Source organism: Streptomyces sp. Tue6028 (assembly GCF_002300165.1).
In the GTDB taxonomy this organism is placed as follows: domain Bacteria; phylum Actinomycetota; class Actinomycetes; order Streptomycetales; family Streptomycetaceae; genus Streptomyces; species Streptomyces siamensis.
In genome coordinates, this window is the sequence record NZ_MLCE01000015.1 from 224,006 (window position 1) to 250,349 (window position 26,344).

Sequence of the window (26,344 nt, forward strand, 5' to 3'; positions counted from 1 at the left end):
ACGCACCCTGCGTCGTCCGGGCTCGGCGCGGCGCTGAGCCCGCCCCGTGGCGCCCGGGTTCAGCGGAGTGCGTCGGCGACCTCGCGCGCGGCGTCGACCACCCGGGGCCCGACCCTCTCGGGCACGGAGTCGGCGAGCATGACGACGCCCACGCTCCCCTCGACCCCGGTCACACCGAGGAGCGGTGCCGCGGCACCGCTGGCCCCGGCCTCCAGCTCGCCGTGCGTGAGGGTGTACCCGGGCTCCTCCGCCGACGCCTGCCGGGCGGAGAGGATCGCCCGCCCCGCGGCCCCCCGGTCGAGCGGATGCCGGAACCCGGCGCGGTAGGCGACGTGGTAGTCCGTCCACGTCGGTTCGACGACGGCGACGGCCAGCGCCTCCGTCCCGTCGACGAGCGTGAGATGAGCGGTCGCCCCTATGTCCTCCGCCAGCGCGCGCAGCGCCGGCAGCGCGGCCTCCCGCACCAGCGGGTGCACCTGACGGCCCAGCCGCAGCACCCCGAGTCCGACCCGGGCGCGACCGCCCAGGTCGCGGCGGACGAGAGCGTGCTGCTCCAACGTGGCCAGCAAGCGGTACACAACGGTCCGGTTGACGCCCAGTTTGTTCGAGAGCTCGGTGACGGTCAGCCCGTGATCCGTGTCGGCGAGCAGCTTGAGGACGCGCAGTCCCCTGTCGAGCGTCTGAGAGGTCTCCGCGGTCACGACGCCCACTCCTTAGTGGTGAGGTCGACGGCCCCCTCGCGGCTGTGCGTCACCGAGTCCCGTCGGCGACGCGCTTCAGAGGCCGCCGGTCGGCTGGCGACCCGGGGTGATCCCGGGCGGAGTCGCTTCACGGCTGCGCTCCGCGGCGGCGCTGCCACGGGGCGTGTGCGTAGCGGGACAGTAGCGAGCCGGTCCGCTCAGCGGAAGTCTCCGTCCAGAATCCGGGCATCGGCTGGTACGGACTGATTCCGTTTGCCCCGAATCATGGGGGGTGCGGCGCCCGAAGCGGAGCGCGCACACGCCCGGCGCACATGCCCCGCCGCACACCGGCGGGAACCCGTACCCGTCACCCGCCGGCAGCGGTACCCCGCCCGCTGACCGGCGCCCCGCATCCGGGGTCACCGCATGCGGGTGGCCCACTCCTGCACCTTGGCGATCCGCTGTCGCAGCTGACCCGCCGTCGCTTCCGCGCTCGGCGGGCCGCCGCACACGCGGCGCAGCTCGGTGTGGATCACTCCGTGCGGCTTGCCGCTCTGGTGGACGTACGCTCCGACCATCGTGTTGAGCTGCTTGCGCAGCTCCAGGAGTTCCTTGTGGGTGACCACGGGCCGCCGCTCGGCGGGGAGCTCCAAGAGGTCGGCCTCCTCGTCGGGCTTCTTGCGGCTGTGCGCGATCTGCCGCGCCTGCCGCTTCTGGAGGAGGAGTTGCACCTGCTCGGGTTCGAGGAGCCCCGGGATCCCCAGATAGTCCTGCTCCTCCTCGCTCCCCGGGTGGGCCTGCATCCCGAACTCGGCGCCGTCGTACAGCACCCGGTCGAAGACGGCCTCGGACTCCAGCGCCTCGAAGGAGAACTGCTCCTGCTCGCCGGTGTCCTCGTCCTGCTCCCGGTTCGCCTCCTCCATCTCCTTCTCGGACTCGGCGTACGGGTCCTCCTCGCCCTCCTTCTTGGGCTTGTCGAGCGCGTGGTCCCGCTCGACCTCCATCTCGTTGGCGAAGGTCAGCAGGTCGGGGACGGTCGGGAGGAAGACCGACGCGGTCTCGCCGCGCCTGCGGGACCGCACGAAACGTCCCACGGCCTGGGCGAAGAAGAGGGGCGTGGAGATCGTGGTCGCGTACACCCCGACCGCGAGCCGGGGCACGTCGACGCCCTCGGACACCATGCGGACGGCGACCATCCACCGGTCCTGGTTGTGGCTGAACTCGTCGATGCGGTCCGAGGCGCCGGCGTCGTCGGACAGCACGAGCGTCGCCTTCGTCCCGGTGATCTCACGGATCAGCTTGGCGTAGGCGCGGGCCGAGTCCTGGTCGGAGGCGATGACGAGCGCACCCGCGTCCGGAATGGCCTTGCGGACCTCGGTCAGCCGCTGGTCGGCGGCGCGCAGCACACTGGGCATCCACTCACCCCGCGGGTCGAGCGCGGTGCGCCAGGCCTGCGAGACGGCGTCCTTCGTCATCGGCTCCCCGAGCCGCGCCGCGATCTCGTCGCCCGCCTTCGTACGCCACCGCATGTTGCCGCTGTAGGAGAGGAAGATGACGGGCCGCACGACCCCGTCGCCGAGGGCCGAGCCGTATCCGTACGTGTAGTCGGCGGCGGACCGGCGGATCCCGTCGTTGCCCTCCTCGTAGGCGACGAAGGGGATGGGGTTGGTGTCGGACCGGAAGGGCGTGCCGGTGAGCGCGAGCCTGCGGGTGGCCGGCTCGAACGCCTCCAGGCACGCCTCGCCCCAGGACTTGCTGTCACCGGCGTGGTGGATCTCGTCGAGGATGACGAGGGTCTTGCGCTGCTCGCTGCGGTTGCGGTGCAGCATCGGCCGCACGCCGACACCGGCGTACGTCACGGCGACGCCGTGGTACTCCTTGCCGAGCGGGCCCGCGCTGTACTCGGGGTCCAGTTTGATCCCTATGCGCGCGGCGGCCTCGGCCCACTGCTTCTTCAGGTGCTCGGTCGGCGCGACCACGGTGACCTGTTGCACGACGTGGTGGTGCAGCAGCCAGGACGCGAGCGTCAGCGCGAAGGTCGTCTTGCCGGCGCCGGGCGTGGCGACGGCGAGGAAGTCGCGCGGCTGCTCCTGGATGTACTTCTCCATCGCCCCCTGCTGCCAGGCACGCAGCTTGTTGGCGGTGCCCCAGGGGGCGCGGCCGGGGAAGGCGGGCGAGAGGTGGTGCGACGAGGAGGCACTGGCGGCGGTGGTAGTCACGGTCTCCGTGGGTGGTCGAATCAAAGGCCGCGCGCCGGACGTCGGACGGATCGGCGGGGGGAGACGGGCGGGCGGCTCGGCTACGTATGACAACCGGGCCACCCTACCGGCGCGCCCCTCGTGTCAACGCGCGGACGGTGCCGGGTCACCCGTGGATGGGACTGAGGTCACAGCGCGCGCCGACGGTGCCGGGGAAACCTTCGTGCGGGCACCGCGGAGAGGGCCGAGGTCACACGGCCGCGACCGACGCGGGACCGCTCTCCCCGGCCGGCGACCGGCGATCACCGCTTCCGGTCACCGCTCCCGCAGGCGTGTCGTCACCCAGGCCCCCAGCAGCGCGAGGGCCGCCATCGGCAGGAACACGGCGGCGAAGGCGGCCGGGTGGGAGCCGTCCGCCGAGGCCGTGACGTCCGTGATCGAGCCGCCGCCCAGCGCCGCGAAGGCCGCGCCGCCCGCGGCCAGCAGCAGGGCGTTCGACAGGGCGTCGGAGATCTGGAGGGAGGCCGAGTTGGTGCCGGCCTCCGCGGGCGGCGACAACCGGAGCATCAGCACACTGGTCGAGGCGACCACGAGCCCCATCCCGAAGCAGCCGAACCCCCAGGCGACGGCGACGACCCACACGGGCACGGCGTGGATCAGCACCGTGGGCGCGGTGCCGATGGCCGCGACGACCAGCACCATGCCGACGAACATCAGCCGCTCCCGGTACGGCTCCGTCCGCGGCCGGGACTGCACATAGGACCCCAGCGCCCAGGAGCCGCCGCCCGCGGCGAGCGAGAGCCCGGCGAGCGTCGGGGACAGGCCCCGCTGGGTGACGAGCATGAGCGGCACGAAGGACTCGGCGGCGATGAACGTGCCGTCCGCGACCCCGCGCAGCAGCACCACCGACGGCAGGCCGCGGGCCGCCCGGCAGGTGCCGCGGGGCAGCAGCGCGAGCACGGCCGGGACGAGCAGCGCGGCGCCGGCGAGGGCGGGGACGAGGGACAACGGGCGCAGGTCCTGGGCGGCGTACTGGAGGAGCCCCGCGCCCAGGGAGATGCCGAGCGCGAGCCGGACGCGGCGCCGGTCGAGGCGGGCGCGGCCGGCCCGTCCCGGGGGCGGCTCCCCTCCCGAGGCTCGCCGCCGCATCTCCGGCAGGGCGAGCGCCAGCGGAAGGGCGACCAGGGCCGGGATGCCGACGAACACCCAGCGCCAGCCGAGATGTTCGGTGACCGCGCCGGCGGCGAGCGGGCCGACCACCGACGGGACCACCCAGGCCGCGGCGAACGCCGCCATGATCGACGGCCGCAGCCGTTCCGGATAGGCCCGCCCGACGACCACGTACAGGGCGACGCCGACCAGGCCGCCGCCGAAGCCCTGCACGGCCCGGCCCAGGACGAAGACCCACATGCTCCCGGCGGTCCCGGACACGAGCAGCCCCGCCGCGAAGGACGCGATCCCGGCGGTGAGGGATGCCAGCGGGCCGTCCCGGTCGGACAGCTGGCCGGCGAGGACCATCCCGAACAGGCTCGTCGTGAAGTACCCCGAGAACCCGAACGCGTACAGCGACACTCCGTCCAGGTCCCGCGCCGCCACGGGCATCGCCGTGCCGACGGCCGTCGCCTCGAAGGCGATCACCAGCACCACGGACACGATGCCGATGCTGAGCGCCCGGTGGGGCCGGCTCAGCACGCCGCCCTCGTCCGGTGACGGGGCGGTCGTGTCATCGCGGGCTTCCAGGGCGGTCATGGCCGTCAGCGTAGGAGCCCGGGGGCCGCCCCGGCCCCTGTCGGAAGACGGTGATCCACTGGGCCTTTGGTCGTACGACCAGCACGTTCCACGCGCCCACCGGCCCGCACCGCGGCTCCGTCCACCGGGCCCGCACCGCGGCTCCGTCCACCGGGCTCGCACCGGGGCACCGCCCGCCGCGCCACCCGTCGCACCGCGCGCCGCTCGGTGCGCCGCGAGGCGCCCGCCGGGACGTCTCCCCGCGTGCCGCCCGCCCGTTCATGAACGGCGTATGGCAGTCGCGTTGCAGCGCCCCCGCAGCCCTTGAGCCCCGTCGCCACCCGCCCCTACGGTCGACTCATCGGGTTCGGAACGAGTGAGCCGTGCCGCACCTGATTTTGGCCGTGTGCCCGAGTGGTTCAGGGACTCGCCTGCAAAGCGAGTTACGCGGGTTCAATTCCCGCCACGGCCTCTATTGCCTTGATCAGGAAGAACGGAAGGGCGGCACTCCGGAAGGGCTGCCGCCCCTCAGTCGTCCGTGGCCCGCTCGGGGACGCCCAGGATCAGCCTCCCGTACCGACGCTCCGGGCGCAGTGCCTCATGGCGTCCCGGCATCATGCTTCGGCCCGTTGGGTGATGGCTGCCTCGGTGCGGTCTCCCAGGAATTCGTACCACCGGCGTTCCAGGCAGACGTAGCGCACGTCCGCCTCGACGAGGCTGAGGAAACCCGACACGGTCTCTGTGAGGCGTTGCTGCAGCCCCTGGTCGGCCAGCGTTCCGTCCTCGGCGAAGGCCTGGTAGCTGTTGGCCACGCTGAACATGTCCGGGTAGACACGGGTGCCCAGGTGCTCCAGGGGAATCCTCAGGGCCCACAGCCCGCGGTTGCCTCCGACCAGGGACGGCGACGCGGAAACGAGCATCGCGTGCTTGGTCTTGAACGGCTGCGGCCGGACACGGGAGACCCAGTCGATCGCGTTCTTCAGTACTCCCGGCACGGAGGCGTTGTACTCCGGCGAGGAGATGACGAAGGCGTCGCTCCGCTCGAGTCGGTCGCGCAGGGCGAGGGCGCCGTGCGGCAGCCCTTCGGTTGCCTCCATGTCACCGTCGTACAAGGGCATGTCGAAGTCGCGCATTGCGGCGAGGTCGACAGCGGCACCGGTGTCGGAGAGGAGTCGGGCCACGAGGGAGGCGAGGCGGGCGTTGGCCGAATCGGCCCGCAGTGCGGCCCCGAAGACCAGGAATCGGAGCGGGCCGGGATGCGTGTCCGTGGACATGGGTCCGTCCTTCCGTCGTGGGCACGCTTCTCCAGCGGCAGCCTCAATGACCAGTGTGGTTCCGCGAGGCACAACGCGCGACCGGCAGCCCGGAGCCGGCCGGGCCGACGGCGGCGCAGGCTCAGGAAGGCATGCGCGGACAAACCCGCAAAGCGAGTTGCGCGGGTTCAATTCCCACCACGGCCTCTCTTTCCTGACCAGGCAGAACGAAAGGGCGGCACTCCGGAAGGGGTACCGCCCTCGTGATGTGGAGTGCGCCCCTGAGCCGATCGAGGGAGCGACAGCGCGCCGCCTGGTGATCAGGGCGCGGCAGAAGAAGAGTGGCCTTCATGAAAAGGGCTGCGTTGGACAACGTCGAGAGACTCACAGACAGCGGAAAAGCTGTCATGTCGGCGGACGACTGCACCGTCGCAAGCATCGTCCGGGAAACAATCACCAGCGGTAAGTCGGCGTCGTTCTACCTGTCTCCGTCGCAGGCGGCGGCTGTCAGGGCCTGGTACTGGACGCCCGACCGGGTCAAGAAGACCGGCATCAGGACGGTATCGAGCGCGGAGAGGGACAAGATTGCTTCGGACCTCGGCGTCAAGGACATCGGCACGTTTCGGTGCAACCGCATCCAGTGCGAGTGCGGTCAGGTCTACGGCGCTTTCGAGTTCCTGCAGCAGGGCATCAAAGAACACGGCAAGGACGCGGTGCTATCGGTTTTCGCGCTGAAGAACGCCGCAATTCTGCGTGTCAATCCTCCCGACCTCCCTGTCTGCCCGAAGTGCGACGAACTCCTGACGGAACGAATGACCTACGACAACGGCACGTACGGATGTTCCTTCGGTACCGAGGACTGACGAGGACTGTAGTCAAGGTCCACGTCCTCGGACCTCACGCGTACAGCACGCCCCCGGCCTGGTCGTCGAAGGCCTCCGGCCAGTAGCGGCGGCCGTCGTCGCCGGGCAGGGTCGGGGTCGGGTCGCAGGCGACGGGGTCGACCGTGGCGAGGGTCTGGGACATCGTGGCGGCGAGCTGCTCGTAGGTGTCGCTGAGGTCGTGGGCCGCGTCGAGGGCCTTCTCGCGGTGCAGCAGCCAGAGCGTGAAGGCGAGGGTGGAGATGTCGGCGTTGAGCGGGCGGAGGGTGAGGTCCGGCTCGCTCCAGGCGAGGACCGCGCCCGTGCCGCCGTCCACCACGAGGCTGATGTCCTCCACCAGGTGGCCGAGGCGTATCAGACGGTCGGCGGTGGCGGGGAGTTCGTCGGCGGAGAACTCGCCGGGGCGCTCGTCGGCGTAGTACTCGGTGAGGGCCGGCAGCGGCACCTCCGTGTCGAGCTGGAAGAGGAAGCCGTCCTCGGGCAGCCCGGTCTCGCGCAGGAAGCGGCGGGTCGGCTCGTGGGTGAGCGCGGACGGGAAGTCGACGTCCTCGAAGCGCATGATCCCACCGGTGCCGAACTCCTCGTCCAGCAGCCGCTTCGGCAGGTCGAGGACGAGTCCGTCGCCGGGGCCCGCGATCCTGGTGAGCGGGCGGATCAGCGCGGCCATCCGCCAGAACGGCGGCACCCGGTCCCCCGCGGCCTCGGCGAAGACGGCGCTGAGCCGCTCCGAGGCCTCCGTGACCGCCTTGGGGCCGAACCGCCAGCGGGACGAGGCGAGTTCGGTCGCTGCTGCTCCGAAGTCGAACTGGCCGCGGGACGACGTGAGTTCAGCCGTGACTGCTCCGGATCCGCCACGCGGCGGCGCGAGTTCGGTCGCGGCGGTTCCCTTGCCGAACCGCCCACGGGACGGGGCACGTGCCGCCGGGCTCGTCTCGAGGTCGAAGGCGGTCCTGGGGACGGACCGGCCGCGGGGCGAGGACAGTTCCTCCGTGACCGCGGCGAAGCGCAGCAGGGCCTCCAGGGAGGGTGCCAGCGGGGTCAGGTCCATGGGGGCGGGGCGGCGGCCGAGGTACGTCGTGGAGATCTCCCCGGTCGTGCCGTCGAGCACGATGGACTCAAGGTCCCGGTCCAGGCTGCGCAGGGCTCCCACGACGACCTGGTCCCGGAGCTCCCCGGCGAGTCTGTCGGCGTCGCCCGCGAGATCCGTCAGCCGCCGCAGGCCGTGCTCGCGCAGTGCGCCGAACGCCAGCAGCGCGCCGTCGTGGGGCAGTCCGGGGCCGGTCAGCAGGTGCCGCGTCCCCGTGTGCGTGACGTACGGGTCCAGCTCGTCGTCCGTCAATGTGATCGCACCGCCGACGCCGGTGTCAGTCGTGCTCATGGCTCCCCCGCGCATGTGAACGCATCGTGCTTCCCCCTGTGGGGAACAGCTCCGCGTCCCGCGGCGGTTCCCCATGTCCGAGAACCATACGCCGCGGCACTGACAACGCCGGAAACTCCCGGGAACGAGCCGCCCACGGCCCAAGCGGACCGGCGGTCCGCCGCTCAGCCGAAGTACACGCCGCCCGCGACGACGACCACGGCGGCCAGGACGAACACCAGCACCCAGAGGGCCAGTTTCCCGACGCCGGGCGCGGGTTCGTAGCGCGGCTCCCCGTTCCCGGGGGCCTGCGCGGGCTCGCCCGCCGTCGGCCCGGGCGCGCTCACGCGCCCGTCACCACGGCCGCCTGCGGGCGGATCGGCAGGCGGTTGACGGGACGGCCCGTCGCCGCCCGTACGGCGGAGGCGACCGCCGCCGGGGACGTCACGACCGGCACCGCGCTGACCGCCTTGGCGCCGAAGGGGGCGACGACGTCGCGCTCCTCGACGAGCTTGACGATGTGGATGTCGGGGGCGTCCAGGGCGGTGGGAAGGGAGTAGCCGGTCAGGTCGGGATGGCGGACGAGGCCGCGGGCCGTGCGCAGGTTCTCCGTCAGCGCGGCGCCGACACCCTGGGTGACGCCCGCCTCGATGCGGGCGGCGAGCTGCGCCGGGTTGAGCACCCGGCCGACGTCCTGGGCGAGCGCCAGTTCCACGACCCGTACGGAGCCGAGCTCGATGTCGACGTCCACGACCGCGCGGATCGCGCAGAAGGCCAGGCCCACGAAGGCGTCGCCCTGACCGGCCTCGTCGAGCGGCTCGGTGGGGTGCGGGCGGCACTGCGCGGTCGCCCACAGCTCCTTGCCGTCCATCGCCTCGGTGACCGTGGTGGACAGCACCCCGTCGTACGAGGTGATCTTGCCGTCGGTGATCTGGAGCAGTTCGGTCGACATCCCGAACTTGTGCGCCAGGGGCTGGAGCAGCTGGGTGCGGACCATCTTGGCCGCGCGCTCCACGGCTCCGCCGGACACCCAGGTGTGGCGGCCTCGGCAGCTCGCGCCGGCCGGCGGCTGGTCGGTGTCGACGGGCGCGACGTGCACCTCGTCGATGCCGAGCGTCTCCTGGACGATCTGCCGGGCCAGCGTGGTGAAGCCCTGGCCGGTCTCCACGGCCGCGCACAGCACCGTGGCGACGCCGTCGTGGACCTTCACGGTGGCCGTCGAGACCTCGTCGGCGCCCTCGGCGCCGAGCATGTGGACCATGCCGAGGCCGTATCCGACGCCGCGGCGCACGGCGCCGGGCTCGCCCGCGCCCTCGGGCCCGCCGGGCAGCAGCCACTCGTCCTCGGGTGTGTCCTTGGGGAGCGCGGGGAGCGGGTGGTCCCGTACGGCCTGGAGCAGTTCGGCGACCGGGGCCGGGCACGTCACCGTCTGTCCGGTCGGGAGCACGTCGCCCGTGGCCATGGCGTTGCGCAGGCGCAGTTCGGCCGGGTCGACGCCGAGCTTCTTGGCCAGCTTGTCCATCTGCGCCTCGTAGGCGGCGCACACCTGCATGGCGCCCTCGCCGCGCACATGGCCGGAGGGCGGGTTGTTGGTGCGTACCGCCCAGCCCTCGATGAAGGCGTTCGGGACGACGTAGGGGCCGCAGGCGAAGGCTACGGCGGCGGCCAGCGACTCGGCGGAGCTGTCGGAGTAGGCGCCGGCGTCGAGCAGGATCTGCGCCTCGACCTTCACCAGCTTGCCCTCGGCGTCGGCGTGGTGCCGGTAGCGCAGCAGCGTGGGGTGCCGGTGGGCATGGCCGAGGAAGGACTCCTCGCGCGTAGCGGTGAGTTTGACCGGGCAGCCGGTCTTCAGCGCGAGCAGGCCGAGGGGCAGCTGGAAGCCCTGGTCCTCCCGGTCGGCGGTGGCGCCGGGGACGCCCGTGACGACGACCTTCACGCGTTCGGGTTCCAGGCCGTAGCAGGCGGCGGCGGTGTCGCGGTCGGTGTGCGGGTCGGTGGAGGCGAGGTAGAGCTCGACGCCGCCGTCGGGGCGGGGCACGGCGAGGCCGGCTTCCGCGCCGATGGGTGCCGGGTCCTGGCGGCCGATGCGGTACTGGCCCTCGACGACGATCTCGCCGACCGCGTCCGGGTCGCCGTGGCGCAGCGGGATGTGGCGGATCAGGTTGCCGTCGGGGTGCAGGGGTTCGGCCTCGAAGGCGAGCTCCGGGTCGGTCACCGCGTCGAGCACCTCGTACTCGACGATGACGGCGGCGGCGGCCATGCGGGCGGTGTCGGGGTGGTCGGCGGCGACGGCCGCGATGGGCTCGCCGTGGTGGCGGACGACCTCGGAGGCGAACACCGGGCGGTCGGCTCTGCCGCGGCCGTGCAGCGGGTTGCCGGGCACGTCCTCGTGGGTGACGACCGCGCGTACGCCGGGCATCTCGCGCGCGTGGCTGGTGTCGATGGACACGATGCGCGCGTGGGGGTGCGGCGACCTGAGCACGGCGGCCCACAGCAGGCCCTCGGCCCACAGGTCCGCGGCGTACGGGAAGGTGCCTTCGGTCTTGGCGCGGGCGTCCGCGGCGGGCAGCGAGACGCCGATCCCGTGCGGCAGGGGCTCGGGGCCCGTGTCGGGCACCGCCGGTGTCTCGGTGGCGGTTTCGTTGCTCACGCCTGGCCTCCGTCCTGGCCGTACGGCTGCTCATGCGGCGCCTGGGGGTCGTACGGAGAAGTGTCCTCGAAGGAGCCCGCTTCGTAGGCCGCCGGGTTGACACCGCCCGCTCCGGGGCCCGCCTGGTGCGGGATGCGCGCCTCGTCGACGTCCGGCGTGGCATCGGTGGCGGAGTGCGTCTCGCGTTCGGCGACGACCTCGCGGACGGCGTCCAGGACACCGCGGTAGCCGGAACAGCGGCAGAGGTTGCCGCACAGTGCCTGACGGGTCTCCAGCTCGGTCGGCGCGGGGTTGCCCTCCAGCAGGTCGTGCAGGGTCATCGCCATGCCCGGCACGCAGAAGCCGCACTGCACGGCACCGCACCTGGCCAGCGCGCGCTGCACGTCGGAGGGCTGTCCGTCGGCGGCCAGGCCCTCGACGGTGCGCACCTCGCTGCCCGCCGCGGTGACGGCGGGCACCAGGCAGGAGGCGACGAGCCGGCCGTCGACCTGGACGTTGCAGGCGCCGCACTCGCCCTGCGAGCAGCCGTCCTTGGCGCCGGCGAGGCCGAGGCGTTCGCGCAGGACGTAGAGCAGCGACTCGCCGATCCAGGCGTCGGTGACGGGGCGGTCCGCGCCGTTGACGCTCAGGACGTACGAGGCGAGGGGGTGTTCGTCGTTCGAGGGTGCGGCGGCGGCCTCCGCGTCGTGGGCCGAACCGGTCTCGGTGTCCGCCTCGGGGGCGGGTGTACCGGTCCGGGTGGCGTCGGGGGCCGCGGCGGCCTCGTGCGCCCGGTCCGGCGCGTGCTCGACCGGCCCGGCGGGGTCGGCCGTGCCGGTCTCCTCAGGGGCCTCGTGCGCGGGCCCGGCGGGCTCCTGGGCGTCCGGGGCGGGCGCGTGCGGGTGCGGGTGCGTCGAGGTGCCCCCGGGGCCCCCAGCGGGCCCCTGCGGCGGCTCGGCGGTCCACGCCTGGCCGATGGCTTCGGACGCCCAGGGTGCGGCGGCGCCGCCGGGGAGGGTGGCGGGCGGGTTCCCGCCCCACTGCTCGACGAGCGCCGACGTGGTGAACTCGCCCGATTCGTCCGGGAGGTCGCCTCCGGCGACGGGGATGGACCACTGACCGGTCACGTCGTGGCCGGGGGCGGCGCCCTCCTGGGCGGCCTCGCTGAAGTCCCACTGTCCGGTGGCGGGCGGCTGGTACGAGAACCGGTCGTCCGGGGCCTCCTGGGCCCCGGTGCCCGGCTCCGGCCAGTCCGTGGACCCGGGCGGCACGTTCCAGGTCCCGGTGGCGGCCGGGTCGGTGGCGTCCGGGGTCGCGGGCTGCACGCTGATCTGCGGGGGCACGTAGCCGTGGCCGGGGGCCGCGAGCGGGCTCTCCCGTTCGGCGAGGAGGGCTTCGATGCCCCCTTCGGGGAGCTTGACGAAGGCGGTGGCCCCGTCGTCGTAGTCGCCCTGGGGCAGCGGGTCCCAGCGGCCCCCGCTCTGCGGGGTGCCCTCTCCGTGCTGGTCGTCGGTCACGACAGCGCCCTCCCCAGTGCTCGTCGGGCCAGCGCGGCGACGGTGCGCCGCAGGTGCAGTACGGCGGGCGGAAGCTGCCCCGGGGAGCCGTCCTCGGCGGGCCCCGGATCCGGGATGCAGGCCGCGGCGACGTACTCGCCGAACGCGTGAAGCGCCTCGGGCACGATCGAGCGGCTGTTGTCCCAGTCGATCAGCTGAGCGACCCACGCCTCGGCGTCCAGGGGGCGCAGCGGCATCGGCGCTATGGCCCCGACCGCGCACCGCACGCCGCGTCGCGCCGGGTCGAGGACGAGTGCCACCGAGGCGACGGCACGGCCGGGCCCGGTGCGTCCGGTGGCCTTGAGGAAGACCTGCGGGGCGTGCAGCAGCGGCACGCGCACGTAGCCGATGAGCTCGCCGCCGCGGAGCATCTCCATGCCGGCCAGCAGGTGCGAGACGGGGATCTCGCGGCGGGCTCCGCCCTGGCCCGCGACGATCAGCGTGGCCTCCAGGGCGGCCAGCACGGGCAGCGCGTCGCCGGTCGGGGCGGCGCTCGCGATGTTGCCGCCGAGGGTGCCGGCGTTGCGGATCTGCGGCGGTCCGGCCGCGCGCGCGGCGGCGGCCAGCGCCGGGATGAGCGCCGCGAAGTCGGGGCGCCCCATGCGGGCGTGGGTGAGGCCGGCGCCGAGCAGCGCGTGGCCGTCCTGGTACTGCCAGCCGCGGATCTCGCTGATCCGGCCGAGACCGACGAGCGCGGCGGGCCGCAGCTGTCCGGAGTTGACGGCGGCCATGAGGTCGGTGCCGCCGGCGACGGGGACGGCGGCGGGCATGGCGGCCAGAGCCGCGACCGCCTCGTCCAGCGAGGCGGGCAGCGTCACGGCCTGCGCCGCCTGCGGTGCGTGCGTGGTCAAACCGGCTGCCCCTTCCCGCTGCCCCACCTGGTCCCACCTGTGCTGCCGTACGGTACGTGCTGACAGGGCGGACGTGGCAACTCTGGCACATCTTCCCCGGACCTCGACGCGGGGGTCCGCTAGGAGGCATTCGCCCCCCTCACCAGCGAGATGGTCCGTTTTCGTACGGCATCGCGAATGAGCGCGAATTGCCACTCTTCGGTGATCCTTGGGGGCCTTTTTCCTCGTGAGACGGCGGTGCCGGGGTGAACGTCGTGTGACACACCGGTGGGGAGTCACCTCACACGTTTGGGGGCGCCCCCTCGATCGGACGTCCGAGCACACCCGGTCGCTTCTGCCACGGCAGCGGTCCGGTGGGCGGGCGGTAGGCCACTCCCAGGGCGTCGAGCCGCCCGTAGTGGGCGGCCATCCGCCGCTCGAAGGCGGCGAAGTCCCGTGCGGCGGGGGCGGGCAGGGCGCTCCAGGCGACCTCGGCGAAGGCCGCGAGCCGCGGGAACGTCTGGTAGTCGACGCGTGCCCGGTCCTCCATCACCTCGGTCCACACGTTCGCCTGAGTGCCCAGCACATGGCGTTCCTGCTCGGGCGTGAGCCCCGCCGGCACCGGTTCGAAGCGGTAGACGTCCTCCAGGGTGCGGACGTAGGCGATGGGCACCGGCTCGTCCTCGCCGCCGTCCTGACGGTAGTCCAGGTACACGTGCTGCTCGGGGCACATGACGACGTCGTGGCCGGCGCGGGCGGCCGTGACGCCGCCCTCGTAGCCGCGCCACGAGGAGACGGCGGCGCCGTCGGCGAGGCCGCCCTCCAGGATCTCGTCCCAGCCGATGAGCCGACGCCCGCGCGCGGAGAGCCAGTTGTCGAAGTGCCGGACGAACCAGGACTGCAACGCGTCCTCGTCCGCGAGCCCGAGTTCCTTGATGCGGGCCTGGACCGCCGGGGATTGCCGCCACTGGTCCTTGGGGCACTCGTCCCCGCCGATGTGGAAGAACTCGGAGAACCGCGGGAAGCGCGCGGGGTCCGCCGGGAACAGGTCGAGGAGTTCCTCGAACACCCCCTCGTAGAAGCGCAGGGTGTTGTCGGTGGGGGCGAGTACGTTTTCGGAGACACCCCAGTTGTCCCAGACGCTCAGGGAGGCCGTGTCGACGACGTCGGTGTTGCCGAGTTCCGGATACGCGGCGATGGCCGCCTGCGAGTGGCCCGGGACGTCGATTTCGGGGACGACGGCGATATGCCGCTCGGCCGCGTACGCCACGATCTCGCGGATGTCGTCCTGCGTGTAGAAGCCTCCGTGCGGCTTCTCGTCCCACAGCGGTGAGGCGCGGTGACCGAATTTCGTGCGCGCCCGCCAGGACCCGACCTCGGTCAGCCTCGGGTACTTCTTGATCTGAACACGCCACCCCTGGTCGTCGGTGAGGTGGAAGTGGAAGACGTTGAGTTTGTGGGCGGCCATCAGATCGAGATGGCGCAGCACCGCGTCCTTGGGCAGGAAGTGGCGGGAGACGTCGAGCATGACGCCGCGCCAGGGGAATCGGGGCGCGTCCTCGATCACCTGCTGAGCGAGGGCGTACGTCGTGCCCGGCCGGACGGGGGCGCGGCGGAAGGCGTCGGGGCCGAGGAGCTGACGCAGCGTCTGGGCCCCCCAGAAGACGCCGGCCGCGTCGCCGCCACGGATCTCCACGCCCTCCCCGGCGACGGCGCGGAGCCGGTAGGCCTCCGGCTCCAGGGCGTCGTCGAGGACCAGCCGTACGGCGTTGCGGGCGTCCTGCGGCCCTGGTGGCAGGCCCAGGCCGAGTGCCGCGCCGAGCGTGGAGCGCAGCCAGCGTTCGGCGGTGCCCGTGCCGGGCGCGGCCCACAGCGTGGTGTCGGCGTCGAGGCGGACCTCGCCGGGCACGGATTCGTCGACGGCGCGGGGCGCCGGGATCACATCACTCACGTCAGTCAGTCCTTCACCGCTCCGCCGAGTCCGGAGACGAGTCGTCGTTGTACGAGTACGAAGAAGATCAGTACCGGAATCGTCATCACCGTGGAAGCGGCCATGACGCCGCCCCAGTCCGGCTCGTCCGGCTTGTAGAACACGAGAAGCGCCATCGGCAGAGTCGACTGCGAGGTGTCGCTGATGATGAAGGACTTGGCGAACAGGAAGTCGTTCCAGGCCGAGATGAAGGAAAAGACGCTCGTGGCCACCAGGCCCGGGAAGACCAGGGGGAACAGAATCCGCCAGAGGAATCGCGCGCGGCTCGCCCCGTCGATGTAGGCGGCCTCCTCCAGCGCCTCGGGCACGGCCTTTACGAAACCGCGCAGCATCCAGATGGCGAAGGGCAGCGAGAAGGCGATGTGCGGCAGGATCAGCGAGCCCAGCGTGTTCAGCTGGCCGAGGTCCCGCATGAGGAAGAAGAGGGGGATCGTCAGGGCCTCGACGGGCACCATCTGCGCGACCAGGAACATGATCAACAGGGTGGTCCGGAACCGGAAGCGGAATCGCGTCACGGCCGTCGCCGCGAGAAACGCCACGAGCGCCGAGACGATGACGACGGTTCCCGCCACGACAAGACTGTTGAGGAAGTAGCGGCCGAATTCCTGCTGTCCGAGGACGCGCCGGAAGGAATCCAGCGAAGGCGAAAGCGTCCAGGGCCGCGGCTCGGTGGACTCGATCTCCCCGGCCGGTTTGAAGGCGCTGAGCACCATCCAGTAGAGGGGGAAGGCGACCACGACGGCGATCAGCAGTGCGGACGCCTCGGCGGCGAGCCTCCACGGTCGGCGGGGACGGCGGACGACTCCGCGCAGAATGCTCACAGTTCCTCCCCCTGCCTGCGCAGCAGCCGCAGGTACACCAGCGTGACCGCCAGCAGCAGCACCAGCATGACCACGCCGATCGCGGAGCCGAGGCTGTACTGCGAGGCGGCGAACGCCTTCTGGTAGGCGTACACGTTCAGGACCAGGTTCTGGCCCGCGATGCCGCCGCCGTTCGTCATCACGTAGATCTGCGTGAAGACCTTGAAGTCCCAGATGACCGACTGGATGGTGACGACGACGAGGATCGGCCGGAGCATCGGCGCCAGCACCGAGCGCCAGATCCGCCACTGCGAGGCGCCGTCCAGGGCGGCGGCCTCCAGCACCTCGCCCGGCACCGCGCGGATGCCCGCGTACACGGTGACCATCACGAACGGGAAGGAGCACCAGACCACTTCGAGCAGTACGAGCGCGAAGGCGCTGAGCCGTCCGTACGTCCACGAGTGGTCGCCGAACCCGAGGACCCGGTTGACGGGGCCGAAGTCGGGGTCGAAGAGGAACAGCCAGACCGTGGAGCCCGTGACGGCCGGCGTCGCCCAGGCGCCGAGCGCGGCCAGCATCAGCGCCAGCCGCGGCACCGCCCGCACCCGGGTCAGCAGCACCGCGAGCGCGCAGCCGGCGGCCAGCGTCGCCAGCACGCAGGCCGCCGCGAACAGCACGGTCGCGAGGAGCACCTGCCAGAACTGGTCGTCGGCGAAGAGCGTCGCGTAGTTGCCGAACCCCTGGAACGTGGTCGGCTCACCGCCGCTGACCTGCGCCTGGGTGTACTCCAGGAACGAGATCAGGCCGAGCTGGTAGATCGGGTAGACCAGCAGGCCGCCGAGGACGGCGAGGGCGGGGACGAGGTAGAGCCAGGGGGTCCAACGGCTGCCCGTGCGCCGGGACCGGGCGGGCGGGCCGCCCCGGCGCCCGGGACGGCGCGGGGCCGCCTTGGTGACCGGGGCGCGCGCGGCCCGCTCGGCGAGTGCGTCGTGCGTCATCGGATCAGCCCACGGAGCTGAAGGCGTCGTTCATCTTCTCGGCCGCGTCCTTCGAGGCGGCGGCCACGTCCTTCTTGCCGCTGATGACCTCCTGGAACATCGTCGGCAGGACGAGCGAGGCATCGATCTGCGCCCAGGCGGGCGAGGCCGGCACGAACTTGGCGCCCGAGGCGAGCGTCTTGACGAAGGGCTCGACGAAGGGTTCCTCGGTCGCGACCTGCTGCCGCACGTCGGTGTAGGTGGGCAGGAAGCCCATCGCCTCGAAGAGTGCGCCCTGGGTCTTCTTGGACGCCAGCTGCTTCATCAGGTCCACCGCCAGCGTGCGGTGCGAGGTGCTCTTCAGTACGCCGATGTTGTTGCCGCCGGCGAAGGCGGGCGCCACCGAGCCGGGCTTCACTCCGGGCAGCGGCACGACCGCGTACTTGCCCTTGACCTTCCCGGCCTCGATCGCCGCATGGCTGAAGTCGCCGCCGATGGCCATGCCCGCCTTGCCCGAGGCGAAGGCGGTCACCGTGTCGTTGCCGCCCATGCCCGCGCACTTGGCGGCGGGACAGTTCGCGGAGCCGAACAGCGAGGTGTAGGCCTTGATGCCCTTCTGGGCCTGTGCGCTGTCGATGGTGGAGGAGTACGAGCCGCCCTTGCCCTCGGCGAGTTCACCGCCGCGGGACCAGATGAACGGCATGGCGCCGTAGGTGTAGGCGCCGCCGACCGCGAGACCGTACAGGTCGGGCCTGGCCGCATGGATCTTCCGGGCGGTCTCGGCCAACTCGTCCTGCGTCTTCGGGACTTCGAGGTCGAGGTCCTTGAGGACGTCGGTGCGGTAGTAGAGGGCGCGGACGCCGACGAAGTACGGGGCGCCGTAGATCTTCCCGTCGACCGTCACGGACTGCCGGGCGGTCGGGTCGGTGTCCTTGGCCTCGCTCCAGCCGTTGAACTCCTTCGTGATGTCGGCGAGTCCGCCGTCCTTCACGTATCCGGCCGTGTCCGTGTTGCCGTACTCGATGACGTCGGGGGCGCTCTTCGGGTCGTTGAAGGCGGCCTTGACGCGCTGGGCGCGGGTCTCCACGGGGATGTACTCGACGGTGACCTCGGTGCCCTTGTGAGTCTTCTTGAAGGCGGCGACAGCCGCGTCGACGACCTTCTGCTTCGGCGCGTTGTCGACCTCCTGGAAGAGCCAGACGCGCAGGGTGCCCGTCTTCTCGTCCTTGCCGGAGGAGGAGCCGCCCGAGGTCTGGGGGGCGCAGGCGGTGGCGACGGCAAGGGCCGCGACAGCGGCGGCCGTTCGGACAGAGAGCTTCACGAGCATCCTCCGATGGGGGTGCGTTGCAACATGCGCAATGACGGTTTCGCTCTGCACAACACACGGAGGCTATGGAGTACATGAACATGCCCACAAGAGGTCTCAACCACTCTGTGACCACGGGACGCACTCCGTGCAACGCCGGCCCGCCACCGGGGCGCGCGGACACCGCGCGCCGGGCCCCTCCCCGCTGTCGCGCGCCGGGCCGGCGCATGCCGGGCTCCTCCCTCGCGCCACGCGCCACGACCTCGCCCCGCCGCGACGCGCCGGGGCCCTTCCCCGCGGCCGTCGCGCGCGCAGGGGGCTCGCCCTCCCCAGTCGTCGCGCGCAGGGGCTCGTCTTCCCGGCCGTCGCCCGCGGGGTCTCCCCTTCTCCGGCCGTCGCACACCGGACTCCTCGGCTCCACCGGACCGTGGACGCCTCCCGGCCCCGGGGCGGGCGTCACCGCGCCGCGGCGCCCCGATCCCGGGCACGACAAAGCCGCGACACCCCGTCTCGGGGCGCCGCGGCCTTGCTCAGCCCGCGACCTGCCGCGCCCGGGGGCGCGGCGGTGCTACTTCTTGTCGCCGTCCTTGCCCTTGTCGCCGCCGGCGCCCATGGACTCGTAGATCTCCTTGCACATGGGGCACACGGGGTACTTCTTCGGGTCACGGCCCGGGACCCACACCTTGCCGCAGAGGGCCACGACGGGCGTGCCGTCGAGGGCGCTCGCCATGATCTTGTCCTTCTGGACGTAGTGGGCGAAGCGCTCGTGGTCCCCGTCGCCGTGCGACACCTGCGGCGTCGGCTCCACGAGGGTCCCCGTCCCCGTGCCTCGCTGGGGCTGGGTCTCAGGCTCAAGAGTGCTCATGAGTGCAAGGGTACTGAAGCGCACGGGCATCAGTTGAGCGAAGGGTCGTCCGGGTACGTCGCGACCATCGCGAGCTCGTTGCGCTGGCGCCGCAGGACCTCGCGCCACAGGCGCTCCGGCGACGGGGAGGAGACGTCGCCCGGCTCCGACTCGACCACGTACCAGGCGCCCTCGACGAGTTCGTCCTCCAACTGGCCGGGACCCCAGCCCGCGTATCCCGCGAAGATGCGCAGCGAGCCGAGGGCCGAGGCGAGCAGCTCGGGCGGGGCCTCCAGGTCCACCAGACCGATCGCGCCGTGCACGCGCCGCCAGCCCAGGGGGGCACGCTCGCCGGCCGCGCCGCCCGGGATCACCGCCACGCCGAGGGCCGAGTCCAGCGACACCGGTCCGCCCTGGAAGACGACACCGGGCTCGCCGGCCAGGTCGGCCCACGCCTCCAGGATGTCGCCGACGTCCACGGGGGTGGGCCGGTTGAGGACGACACCGAGCGAGCCCTCCTCGTCGTGGTCGAGGAGCAGCACCACCGCGCGGTCGAAGTTCGGGTCCGCCAGGGCGGGCGTGGCCACGAGCAGCCGCCCTGTGAGCGAGGACACCTCGGTCATGCCAGACATGATCCCGCATCTTCCCTCCACATGGGGAGCCAATGCCCGTAAGGGAGTGAATGCAGCTCAGGGCGCAGAGGAGCGCCCCCCGCGCACGCCGGTTCCGGTGACCCCGTGTGCCCGATTCGGAACGGTTCGTGTTGTGGCAAAGCTATGACGGATCTGAGTGGTCCTTGGGCTTTCTGAGGGGGGGTGGGCGGCGATTACCCTAGCCTCTCGGCTCCTGCACGACGGGCCTGCCGACCGCTCACACCTGCCCAACTCATCGGAACGCGAGATACATGACCGTCAATGACGATGTCCTGCTTGTCCACGGCGGAACCCCGCTCGAGGGCGAGATCCGTGTCCGCGGTGCGAAGAACCTCGTACCCAAGGCCATGGTCGCCGCCCTCCTGGGCAGCGCGCCGAGCCGGCTGCGCAATGTTCCCGACATCCGCGACGTGCGAGTCGTACGCGGGCTGCTCCAGCTGCACGGTGTGACGGTCCGTCCGGGAGAGGAGCCGGGCGAGCTGGTGCTCGACCCGTCTCACGTCGAGAGCGCCAACGTCGCCGACATCGATGCCCACGCCGGTTCCTCGCGCATCCCGATCCTGTTCTGCGGCCCGCTGCTGCACCGGCTGGGTCACGCCTTCATCCCGGGCCTCGGCGGCTGCGACATCGGCGGCCGTCCGATCGACTTCCACTTCGAGGTGCTGCGGCAGTTCGGCGCGCGGATCGAGAAGCGCGCGGACGGCCAGTACCTGGAGGCTCCGCAGCGGCTGCGCGGCACCAAGATCCAGCTGCCGTATCCGTCCGTGGGCGCGACCGAGCAGGTGCTGCTGACCGCGGTGCTCGCGGAGGGCGTCACCGAGCTGTCCAACGCGGCCGTGGAGCCGGAGATCGAGGACCTCATCTGCGTACTGCAGAAGATGGGCGCGATCATCGCGATGGACACCGACCGGACCATCCGCATCACCGGTGTCGACAGCCTCGGCGGCTACACCCACGCGGCCCTCCCGGACCGCCTGGAGGCCGCCTCGTGGGCCTCCGCGGCACTGGCGACCGAGGGCAACATCTACGTCCGCGGCGCCCAGCAGCGCTCGATGATGACCTTCCTGAACACCTACCGCAAGGTGGGTGGCGCGTTCGAGATCGACGACGAGGGCATCCGCTTCTGGCACCCGGGCAGCCAGCTCAAGTCGATCGCGCTGGAGACGGACGTCCACCCGGGCTTCCAGACCGACTGGCAGCAGCCGCTGGTCGTCGCCCTGACGCAGGCGACCGGCCTGTCCATCATCCACGAGACGGTCTACGAGTCCCGTCTCGGATTCACGTCCGCGCTCAACCAGATGGGCGCGCACATCCAGCTCTACCGCGAGTGCCTCGGCGGCTCGAACTGCCGTTTCGGCCAGCGCAACTTCCTGCACTCGGCCGTCGTTTCGGGCCCGACCCGGCTCCAGGGCGCCGACCTGGTCATCCCCGACCTGCGCGGCGGCTTCTCGTACCTCATCGCGGCGCTGGCGGCGCAGGGCACCTCCCGGGTGCACGGCATCGACCTGATCAACCGCGGCTACGAGAACTTCATGGAGAAGCTCGTCGAGCTCGGCGCGAAGGTGGAGCTGCCGGGCAAGGCGCTCGGCTAGTCACCGTCGTACGTACGCCAATGGGGCGGCCCCCGGTGAAAGGGGGGCCGCCCCATTGGCGTTGCTGCGCCTCGTACGCGTCCCGTGGCGTACAGGACGTACAAGCGGGCTTACTTGCCCTTGGCGGCTTCCTTGAGCTTGCTGCCCGCGGAGACCTTCACGCTGTAGCCGGCCGGGATCTGGATCGGGTCGCCGGTCTGCGGGTTGCGCGCGGTGCGAGCGGCACGGTGGGTGCGCTCGAAGGTCAGGAAGCCGGGGATGGTGACCTTCTCGTCGCCCTTGGCGACGATCTCGCCGACGGTCTCGGCGAACGCGGCCAGAACGGCGTCGGCGTCCTTGCGAGTCACCTCGGCGCGGTCGGCCAGCGCGGCCACCAGCTCACTGCGGTTCATGTTCTTACTCCCGTGTTCTTCTTGCCATTGAGGCGTGCCACGCGGCGGAGCCGCATGTCGGGCACGTCTAAGCCGATGCTGCCAGGGTCCTCGTTCGGTCCCCGCACCCGGGTCCGTGGCCAGACCCTCGCGCCCGAAGACGCATCCTGCCCCCACCTGCGGCGGGAAAGCCAATCCGGCACCCCTGGGAGTCACACGAACACCCTTGGGAGTCACACGAAAAGGCCTGCGAGGCCTGAACCTGGCCGCCACCTTAGGGGGCGCCCACAAGCCCGGCGTCCCGCGACGCGCCGGTGTGAGGCGGGCCGTGGCTATCGTCACAGCCCCCGGAACACCGGGCGCGGACCCGGTCGCGGGGTGCCGGGCGTCTACTCGGCGACGGGCGCCGTGCCCGCCGCCTTCGCGGCGTTGCGCACCGCTCCGGCGACCGCTCCCGCGACCTTGTCGTTGAAGACGCTGGGGATGATGTAGTTCGGGTTGAGCTCGTCCTCGGTCACCACGTCCGCGAGGGCGGTCGCGGCGGCCAGCATCATCTCCGTGTTGACGGTACGCGACTGGGCGTCGAGGAGTCCGCGGAAGACGCCCGGGAACACCAGGACGTTGTTGATCTGGTTGGGGAAGTCGGAGCGTCCCGTGGCGACAACTGCCGCCGTCTGGCGGGCGATTGCCGGGTCGACCTCGGGGTCGGGGTTCGCGAGCGCGAACACGATGGCGTTGTCCGCCATGGCGGCCACGTCGTCGCCGTCGAGCACGTTCGGGGCCGAGACGCCGATGAAGACGTCGGCGCCGCGGACGGCTTCCTTCAACGTGCCGGTGAGGCCTTCGGGGTTGGTGTTGTCGGCGATCCAGCGCAGCGGCGAGTCCGTGGCGGCGTCCACCAGGTCGGTGCGGTCCGCGTGCACGACGCCGTGGATGTCGGCGACGACGGCGTTCTTCACACCGGCGGCGAGCAGCAGTTTGAGGATGGCCGTACCGGCCGCGCCGGCGCCGGACATGACGACGCGGATGTCGCCGATCGCCTTGCCCGCCACGCGAAGTGCGTTGGTCAGGGCGGCGAGGACGACGATGGCGGTGCCGTGCTGGTCGTCGTGGAAGACCGGGATGTCGAGGGCCTCGCGCAGCCGGGCCTCGATCTCGAAGCAGCGCGGCGCGGAGATGTCCTCCAGGTTGATGCCCGCGAAGCCGGGGGCGATCGCCTTCACGATCTCGACGATCGCGTCGGTGTCCTGGGTGTCGAGGCACAGCGGCCAGGCGTCGATGCCGGCGAACCGCTTGAAGAGGGCCGCCTTGCCCTCCATGACGGGCAGCGCGGCCTTGGGACCGATGTTGCCGAGACCGAGCACGGCGGAGCCGTCCGTCACGACCGCAACGGAATTGCGCTTGATGGTGAGGCGGCGGGCGTCCTCGGGGTTCTCGGCGATCGCCATGCAGACGCGGGCCACACCCGGCGTGTAGACCATGGAGAGGTCGTCACGGTTGCGGATGGGGTGCTTGGACTGCATCTCGATCTTGCCGCCGAGGTGCATGAGGAACGTACGGTCGGAGACCTTGCCGAGGGTGACGCCCTCGATGCCGCGGAGCTTCTCGACGATCTCGTCGGCGTGGCCGGTGGACGTCGCCGCGATGGTGACGTCGATCCGGAGCTTCTCGTGCCCCGAGGCGGTGACGTCGAGGCCGGTCACCGAGCCTCCGGAGGACTCCACGGCCGTGGTGAGCTGGGAGACCGCGGTTCCGCTCGCGGGCACCTCCAGCCGGACCGTCATCGAGTAGGAGACGCTGGGCGCCGTTGCCATGGCCGACTTCCTCTGCTTTCACCGTGTACTGCGTGTACTGCGCGGCCTTGCCGGGTCGCGTCATGCCGTCCGATCGTCGCACCTACCGTCGAGTACGCGGTAGCCGCCCCGGATTGCGAACGTTTTGTTCGCGACCTGCCGCACGCTTTCGGAAACTTGTTTCCACCATACGAGAAGTTACGGGCACAGCAAAGAGACCCACGTCACTGGATGACGTGGGCCTCTTCGGTCGTGCTCCGTTCAGTGACACCGACCCGCCATGCTCGCCTCGCGGCAAGTGGTCGCTCGTAGCGACGAAGGTTGGGCCCGGGGGCTTGGATCGGGCCGGTGCCACACCAAGGCTAACAAACAGATCCCGTAAGGCCATTCCCGCGCCGGAAGTTCATACGGGGTCCCGTGGGCTCAGTCACGCAGCAGGTCCGGCACCCCGTCCGCGTCCGGCTCGTCCCGCTCGCCCGACACGAGCGTCAGCTGCTGGGTCGCACGGGTGAGCGCGACATACAGCACACGCAGGCCGGCCGGCGACTCGTCGGCGATCTCCGCGGGCGAGACGACGACCGTCGCGTCGTACTCCAGTCCCTTCGCCTCCAGGCTGCCGAGAGCGACCACGCGGTCGCCTAGACCGGCGAGCCAGCGGGCCGCCTCCTCGCGCCGGTTCATCGCGACGACCACTCCCACGGTGCCGTCGACGCGGTCGAGCAGCCGTGCGGCCTCGGCACGCACCGTCCGGGCGAGTGATTCCTCCACGACCGCGAAGCGCGGCTCCACACCGGTGGAGCGGACCGCCGAGGGGGACTGCGAGCCGGGCATGGCCAGGGTGAGGACCTTGGCCGCGAGCTCGGCGATCTCGGCGGGGTTGCGGTAGTTCACGGTGAGGGTGAAACGACGCCTGGGGCGGGTTCCGAGGGCCTCGTCGCGCGCCTCGGCGGCCTCGTCGGGGTCGGACCAGGAGGACTGGGCCGGGTCGCCGACCACGGTCCAGGTGGCGTGCCGGCCCCGCCTGCCCACCATCCGCCACTGCATCGGCGTGAGGTCCTGCGCCTCGTCGACGATGACGTGCGCGTACTCGGTCCGCTCCTGGGCGAGCCGCTCGGCGCGCTCGCGCTGCGACTCCTCGCGCACCGGCATCAGCTCCTCCAGACCGGTGAGCTGGTCGAGCGGATCGAGCTCGCGCCGCTTCCTGGGCCGGGCCGGGGTGCCGAGGATCGCGTTCAGCTCGTCCAGCATCGCCACGTCGTGCACGGACAGCCCGTCCCGCTTCAGCGAGCGGGCCACCCGGCGCACCTCGCCGGGGTTCAGGATGCGCCGCGCCCAGCGCCCGAGCCGCCGCTCGTCGGCCATGGCGGCCAGCACGCCCCGGGGCGTCAGCTCCGGCCACCAGGCGTCCAGGAAGGAGACGAAGGAGTCCTCGGACATGATGTCCTCGTCGAACGACGACCTCAGCTCGGCGGCCAGCTCCGGGTCCGTGTGCCGGGACCCGGCCCCCGAGTGCGCCCACAGCGCGTCGAGCAGCAGCTTGCGGGCGCGCGGGCGCAGCAGGTTGACGGGCGCGGTCCCGCCCAGCGCGTTGCGCCGGATGCGGTCCAGTTCCGCGGCCTCCAGCTCCAGCCGACGGCCGAAGGCGACGACCCGCAGGCGGGTGGGTGCCGTCGCCGCGTCGTCCCGCGTCCCGGGCTCCTCGCCGAAGGCGAGCTGCCCGGTGCCGCCCGCGTCCTCGGCGCCGCCTCGCGCGAAACGGCCGGCCGGGCCGGACCGTCCGCCCTGGGCGGGCGCCGGCTCCAGCGCGCCCCGCGCCGCCTTCCGCAGCACCTTCAGCATCCGGTACGAGCCCTTGGCCCGGGCCACCGCCGGGGAGTCGTACAGGGTTGCCTCCGCGCCGTCGACCAGCGAGCCGATGGCGCGGATGGCGACCTGGCCCTCCTCGCCGAGGGAGGGCAGGACGCCCTCGGTGTAGGCGACCAGCAAAGGGGTCGGAGAGACGATCAGGATGCCGCCCGCGTAGCGGCGGCGGTCCTGGTAGAGGAGGTACGCGGCCCGGTGCAGGGCCACCGCCGTCTTGCCGGTGCCCGGACCGCCCTCGACGTACGTCACCGAGGCGGCGGGCGCCCTGATCACCAGGTCCTGCTCGGCCTGGATCGACGCCACGATGTCCCGCATGGTGTGGCTGCGGGCCTGGCCGAGCGCGGCCATCAGCGCGCCGTCGCCGATCACCGGGAGCTCACGGCCGTCGAGAGAAGCCTTCAGCTCCGGGCGCATCAGGTCGTCCTCGACCCCGAGGACCTTGCGGCCCTTGGAGCGGATGACCCGGCGGCGCACGACACGGCCCGGGTCGACCGGGGTGGAGCGGTAGAAGGGGGCCGCGGCGGGCGCCCGCCAGTCGATGACCAGCGGCGCGTACTCCGCGTCGAGGACGCCGATCCGGCCGATGTGCAGCGTCTCCGCGATGTCGGCGTACTGCCCGGTCGCGTCCTCGCGGACCGCGCCCTCGGCAGGCTCGACCGCGGTGTACGCGCCGTCCGGGCCCTTCTTGCCGTCCTTGCCGAGCAACAGGTCGATCCGGCCGAAGAGGAAGTCCTCGAACTCGTTGTTCAGGCGGTTGAGGTGGACACCCGCCCGGAACACCTGGGCGTCCCGCTCGGCGAGCGCGCCCGGCGTACCGACCTGCCCGCGCTGGGCGGCGTCGTTCATCAGGAACTCCGCCTCGTCGATCTTCTCCTCGAGGCGCCGGTACACCCGGTCCAGATGTTCCTGTTCGACGCTGATCTCCCGGTCCCGTACGGAATCGTCCCGTAGGGGGTCCTCCTGCGTGGAGTCCCCTACGGGTTCGTGGACCGAGCCGAGCGCGGTTTCCTGCTGAGCCTGAGCGGCCACCGGGCCCCCTTCTG

General features: G+C 71.9%; 20 protein-coding genes and 1 tRNA gene. 3 read left to right on the top strand and 18 right to left on the bottom strand.

Features of this window, described 5'->3' with window-relative positions:
• Positions 1 to 59 precede the first annotated feature (59 nt).
• The 3 genes from BKI49_RS14385 to BKI49_RS14395 form a co-directional block, all read right to left on the bottom strand.
• On the bottom strand, positions 60 to 701 hold the full coding sequence (locus BKI49_RS14385) for an IclR family transcriptional regulator (protein ID WP_028804724.1): 642 nt from the start codon (positions 699 to 701) through the stop codon (positions 60 to 62).
• A gap of 398 nt (positions 702 to 1,099) precedes the next feature.
• Positions 1,100 to 2,899, bottom strand: coding sequence for a DEAD/DEAH box helicase (locus BKI49_RS14390; RefSeq protein WP_095934653.1), 1,800 nt, complete (start codon positions 2,897 to 2,899; stop codon positions 1,100 to 1,102).
• A gap of 294 nt (positions 2,900 to 3,193) precedes the next feature.
• Complete coding sequence (locus BKI49_RS14395) at positions 3,194 to 4,627, bottom strand: MFS transporter (RefSeq protein ID WP_095934654.1); 1,434 nt, start codon at positions 4,625 to 4,627, stop codon at positions 3,194 to 3,196.
• Positions 4,628 to 5,006: 379 nt separating this feature from the next.
• Between BKI49_RS14395 and BKI49_RS14400 the strand changes: the two genes are divergently transcribed.
• A tRNA-Cys gene (locus tag BKI49_RS14400) sits at positions 5,007 to 5,078 on the top strand.
• A gap of 142 nt (positions 5,079 to 5,220) precedes the next feature.
• Here the strand turns inward: BKI49_RS14400 and BKI49_RS14405 are convergent.
• A complete protein-coding gene (locus tag BKI49_RS14405; RefSeq protein ID WP_095934655.1) occupies positions 5,221 to 5,880 on the bottom strand; it encodes an NADPH-dependent FMN reductase in 660 nt (219 codons plus the stop codon).
• Between the two features lie 329 nt (positions 5,881 to 6,209).
• On the opposite strand from BKI49_RS14405, the gene BKI49_RS14410 reads away from it, so the two are divergent.
• A complete protein-coding gene (locus BKI49_RS14410; protein ID WP_373557549.1) occupies positions 6,210 to 6,722 on the top strand; it encodes a hypothetical protein in 513 nt (170 codons plus the stop codon).
• A 34-nt stretch (positions 6,723 to 6,756) separates the two neighbouring features.
• Here the strand turns inward: BKI49_RS14410 and BKI49_RS14415 are convergent, their stop codons facing one another.
• From BKI49_RS14415 to BKI49_RS14460, 11 genes are all read right to left on the bottom strand, one after another.
• Positions 6,757 to 8,118 (bottom strand): SUKH-4 family immunity protein, encoded by a 1,362-nt coding sequence (locus BKI49_RS14415; RefSeq protein WP_257004787.1) that lies wholly within the window; start codon positions 8,116 to 8,118, stop codon positions 6,757 to 6,759.
• A gap of 164 nt (positions 8,119 to 8,282) precedes the next feature.
• Entirely contained in the window at positions 8,283 to 8,444 is a 162-nt protein-coding gene (locus BKI49_RS35305) for a hypothetical protein (RefSeq protein WP_179332443.1), read from the bottom strand.
• The gene (locus BKI49_RS14420) at positions 8,441 to 10,747 is read right to left on the bottom strand and encodes a xanthine dehydrogenase family protein molybdopterin-binding subunit (protein WP_095934657.1); all 2,307 of its coding nucleotides are present in this window, start codon (positions 10,745 to 10,747) and stop codon (positions 8,441 to 8,443) included. Before BKI49_RS14420 ends, BKI49_RS35305 begins: the two co-directional genes overlap by 4 nt.
• Entirely contained in the window at positions 10,744 to 12,243 is a 1,500-nt protein-coding gene (locus tag BKI49_RS14425) for a 2Fe-2S iron-sulfur cluster-binding protein (RefSeq protein ID WP_095934658.1), read from the bottom strand. Before BKI49_RS14425 ends, BKI49_RS14420 begins: the two co-directional genes overlap by 4 nt.
• Complete coding sequence (locus BKI49_RS14430) at positions 12,240 to 13,133, bottom strand: FAD binding domain-containing protein (protein ID WP_095934659.1); 894 nt, start codon at positions 13,131 to 13,133, stop codon at positions 12,240 to 12,242. Before BKI49_RS14430 ends, BKI49_RS14425 begins: the two co-directional genes overlap by 4 nt.
• Positions 13,134 to 13,413: 280 nt before the next feature.
• The gene (locus BKI49_RS14435; RefSeq protein WP_373557547.1) at positions 13,414 to 15,063 is read right to left on the bottom strand and encodes a beta-N-acetylhexosaminidase; all 1,650 of its coding nucleotides are present in this window, start codon (positions 15,061 to 15,063) and stop codon (positions 13,414 to 13,416) included.
• Positions 15,064 to 15,068: 5 nt separating this feature from the next.
• The gene (locus tag BKI49_RS14440; RefSeq protein WP_095934660.1) at positions 15,069 to 15,923 is read right to left on the bottom strand and encodes a carbohydrate ABC transporter permease; all 855 of its coding nucleotides are present in this window, start codon (positions 15,921 to 15,923) and stop codon (positions 15,069 to 15,071) included.
• Positions 15,920 to 16,900 (bottom strand): carbohydrate ABC transporter permease, encoded by a 981-nt coding sequence (locus tag BKI49_RS14445; protein WP_095934661.1) that lies wholly within the window; start codon positions 16,898 to 16,900, stop codon positions 15,920 to 15,922. Before BKI49_RS14445 ends, BKI49_RS14440 begins: the two co-directional genes overlap by 4 nt.
• Positions 16,901 to 16,904: 4 nt before the next feature.
• The gene (locus BKI49_RS14450; protein ID WP_095934690.1) at positions 16,905 to 18,200 is read right to left on the bottom strand and encodes an extracellular solute-binding protein; all 1,296 of its coding nucleotides are present in this window, start codon (positions 18,198 to 18,200) and stop codon (positions 16,905 to 16,907) included.
• Between the two features lie 553 nt (positions 18,201 to 18,753).
• Complete coding sequence (locus BKI49_RS14455) at positions 18,754 to 19,050, bottom strand: DUF3039 domain-containing protein (RefSeq protein WP_028804715.1); 297 nt, start codon at positions 19,048 to 19,050, stop codon at positions 18,754 to 18,756.
• 29 nt (positions 19,051 to 19,079) lie between these two features.
• The gene (locus tag BKI49_RS14460; protein WP_179332444.1) at positions 19,080 to 19,652 is read right to left on the bottom strand and encodes a YqgE/AlgH family protein; all 573 of its coding nucleotides are present in this window, start codon (positions 19,650 to 19,652) and stop codon (positions 19,080 to 19,082) included.
• Between the two features lie 281 nt (positions 19,653 to 19,933).
• On the opposite strand from BKI49_RS14460, the gene murA reads away from it, so the two are divergent.
• Positions 19,934 to 21,274, top strand: coding sequence for a UDP-N-acetylglucosamine 1-carboxyvinyltransferase (murA, locus tag BKI49_RS14465; RefSeq protein WP_095934664.1), 1,341 nt, complete (start codon positions 19,934 to 19,936; stop codon positions 21,272 to 21,274).
• 110 nt (positions 21,275 to 21,384) lie between these two features.
• On the opposite strand, the gene BKI49_RS14470 is transcribed toward murA, so the two are convergent.
• The 3 genes from BKI49_RS14470 to BKI49_RS14480 form a co-directional block, all read right to left on the bottom strand.
• Positions 21,385 to 21,666 (bottom strand): HU family DNA-binding protein, encoded by a 282-nt coding sequence (locus BKI49_RS14470; RefSeq protein ID WP_007382399.1) that lies wholly within the window; start codon positions 21,664 to 21,666, stop codon positions 21,385 to 21,387.
• Between the two features lie 368 nt (positions 21,667 to 22,034).
• Positions 22,035 to 23,459 carry an NAD-dependent malic enzyme gene (locus BKI49_RS14475; RefSeq protein WP_095934665.1) on the bottom strand — a complete coding sequence of 475 codons (1,425 nt, stop codon included), beginning with the start codon at positions 23,457 to 23,459 and terminating at the stop codon, positions 22,035 to 22,037.
• A 402-nt stretch (positions 23,460 to 23,861) separates the two neighbouring features.
• Complete coding sequence (locus tag BKI49_RS14480; RefSeq protein ID WP_095934666.1) at positions 23,862 to 26,330, bottom strand: HelD family protein; 2,469 nt, start codon at positions 26,328 to 26,330, stop codon at positions 23,862 to 23,864.
• Between the last annotated feature and the right edge of the window lie 14 nt (positions 26,331 to 26,344).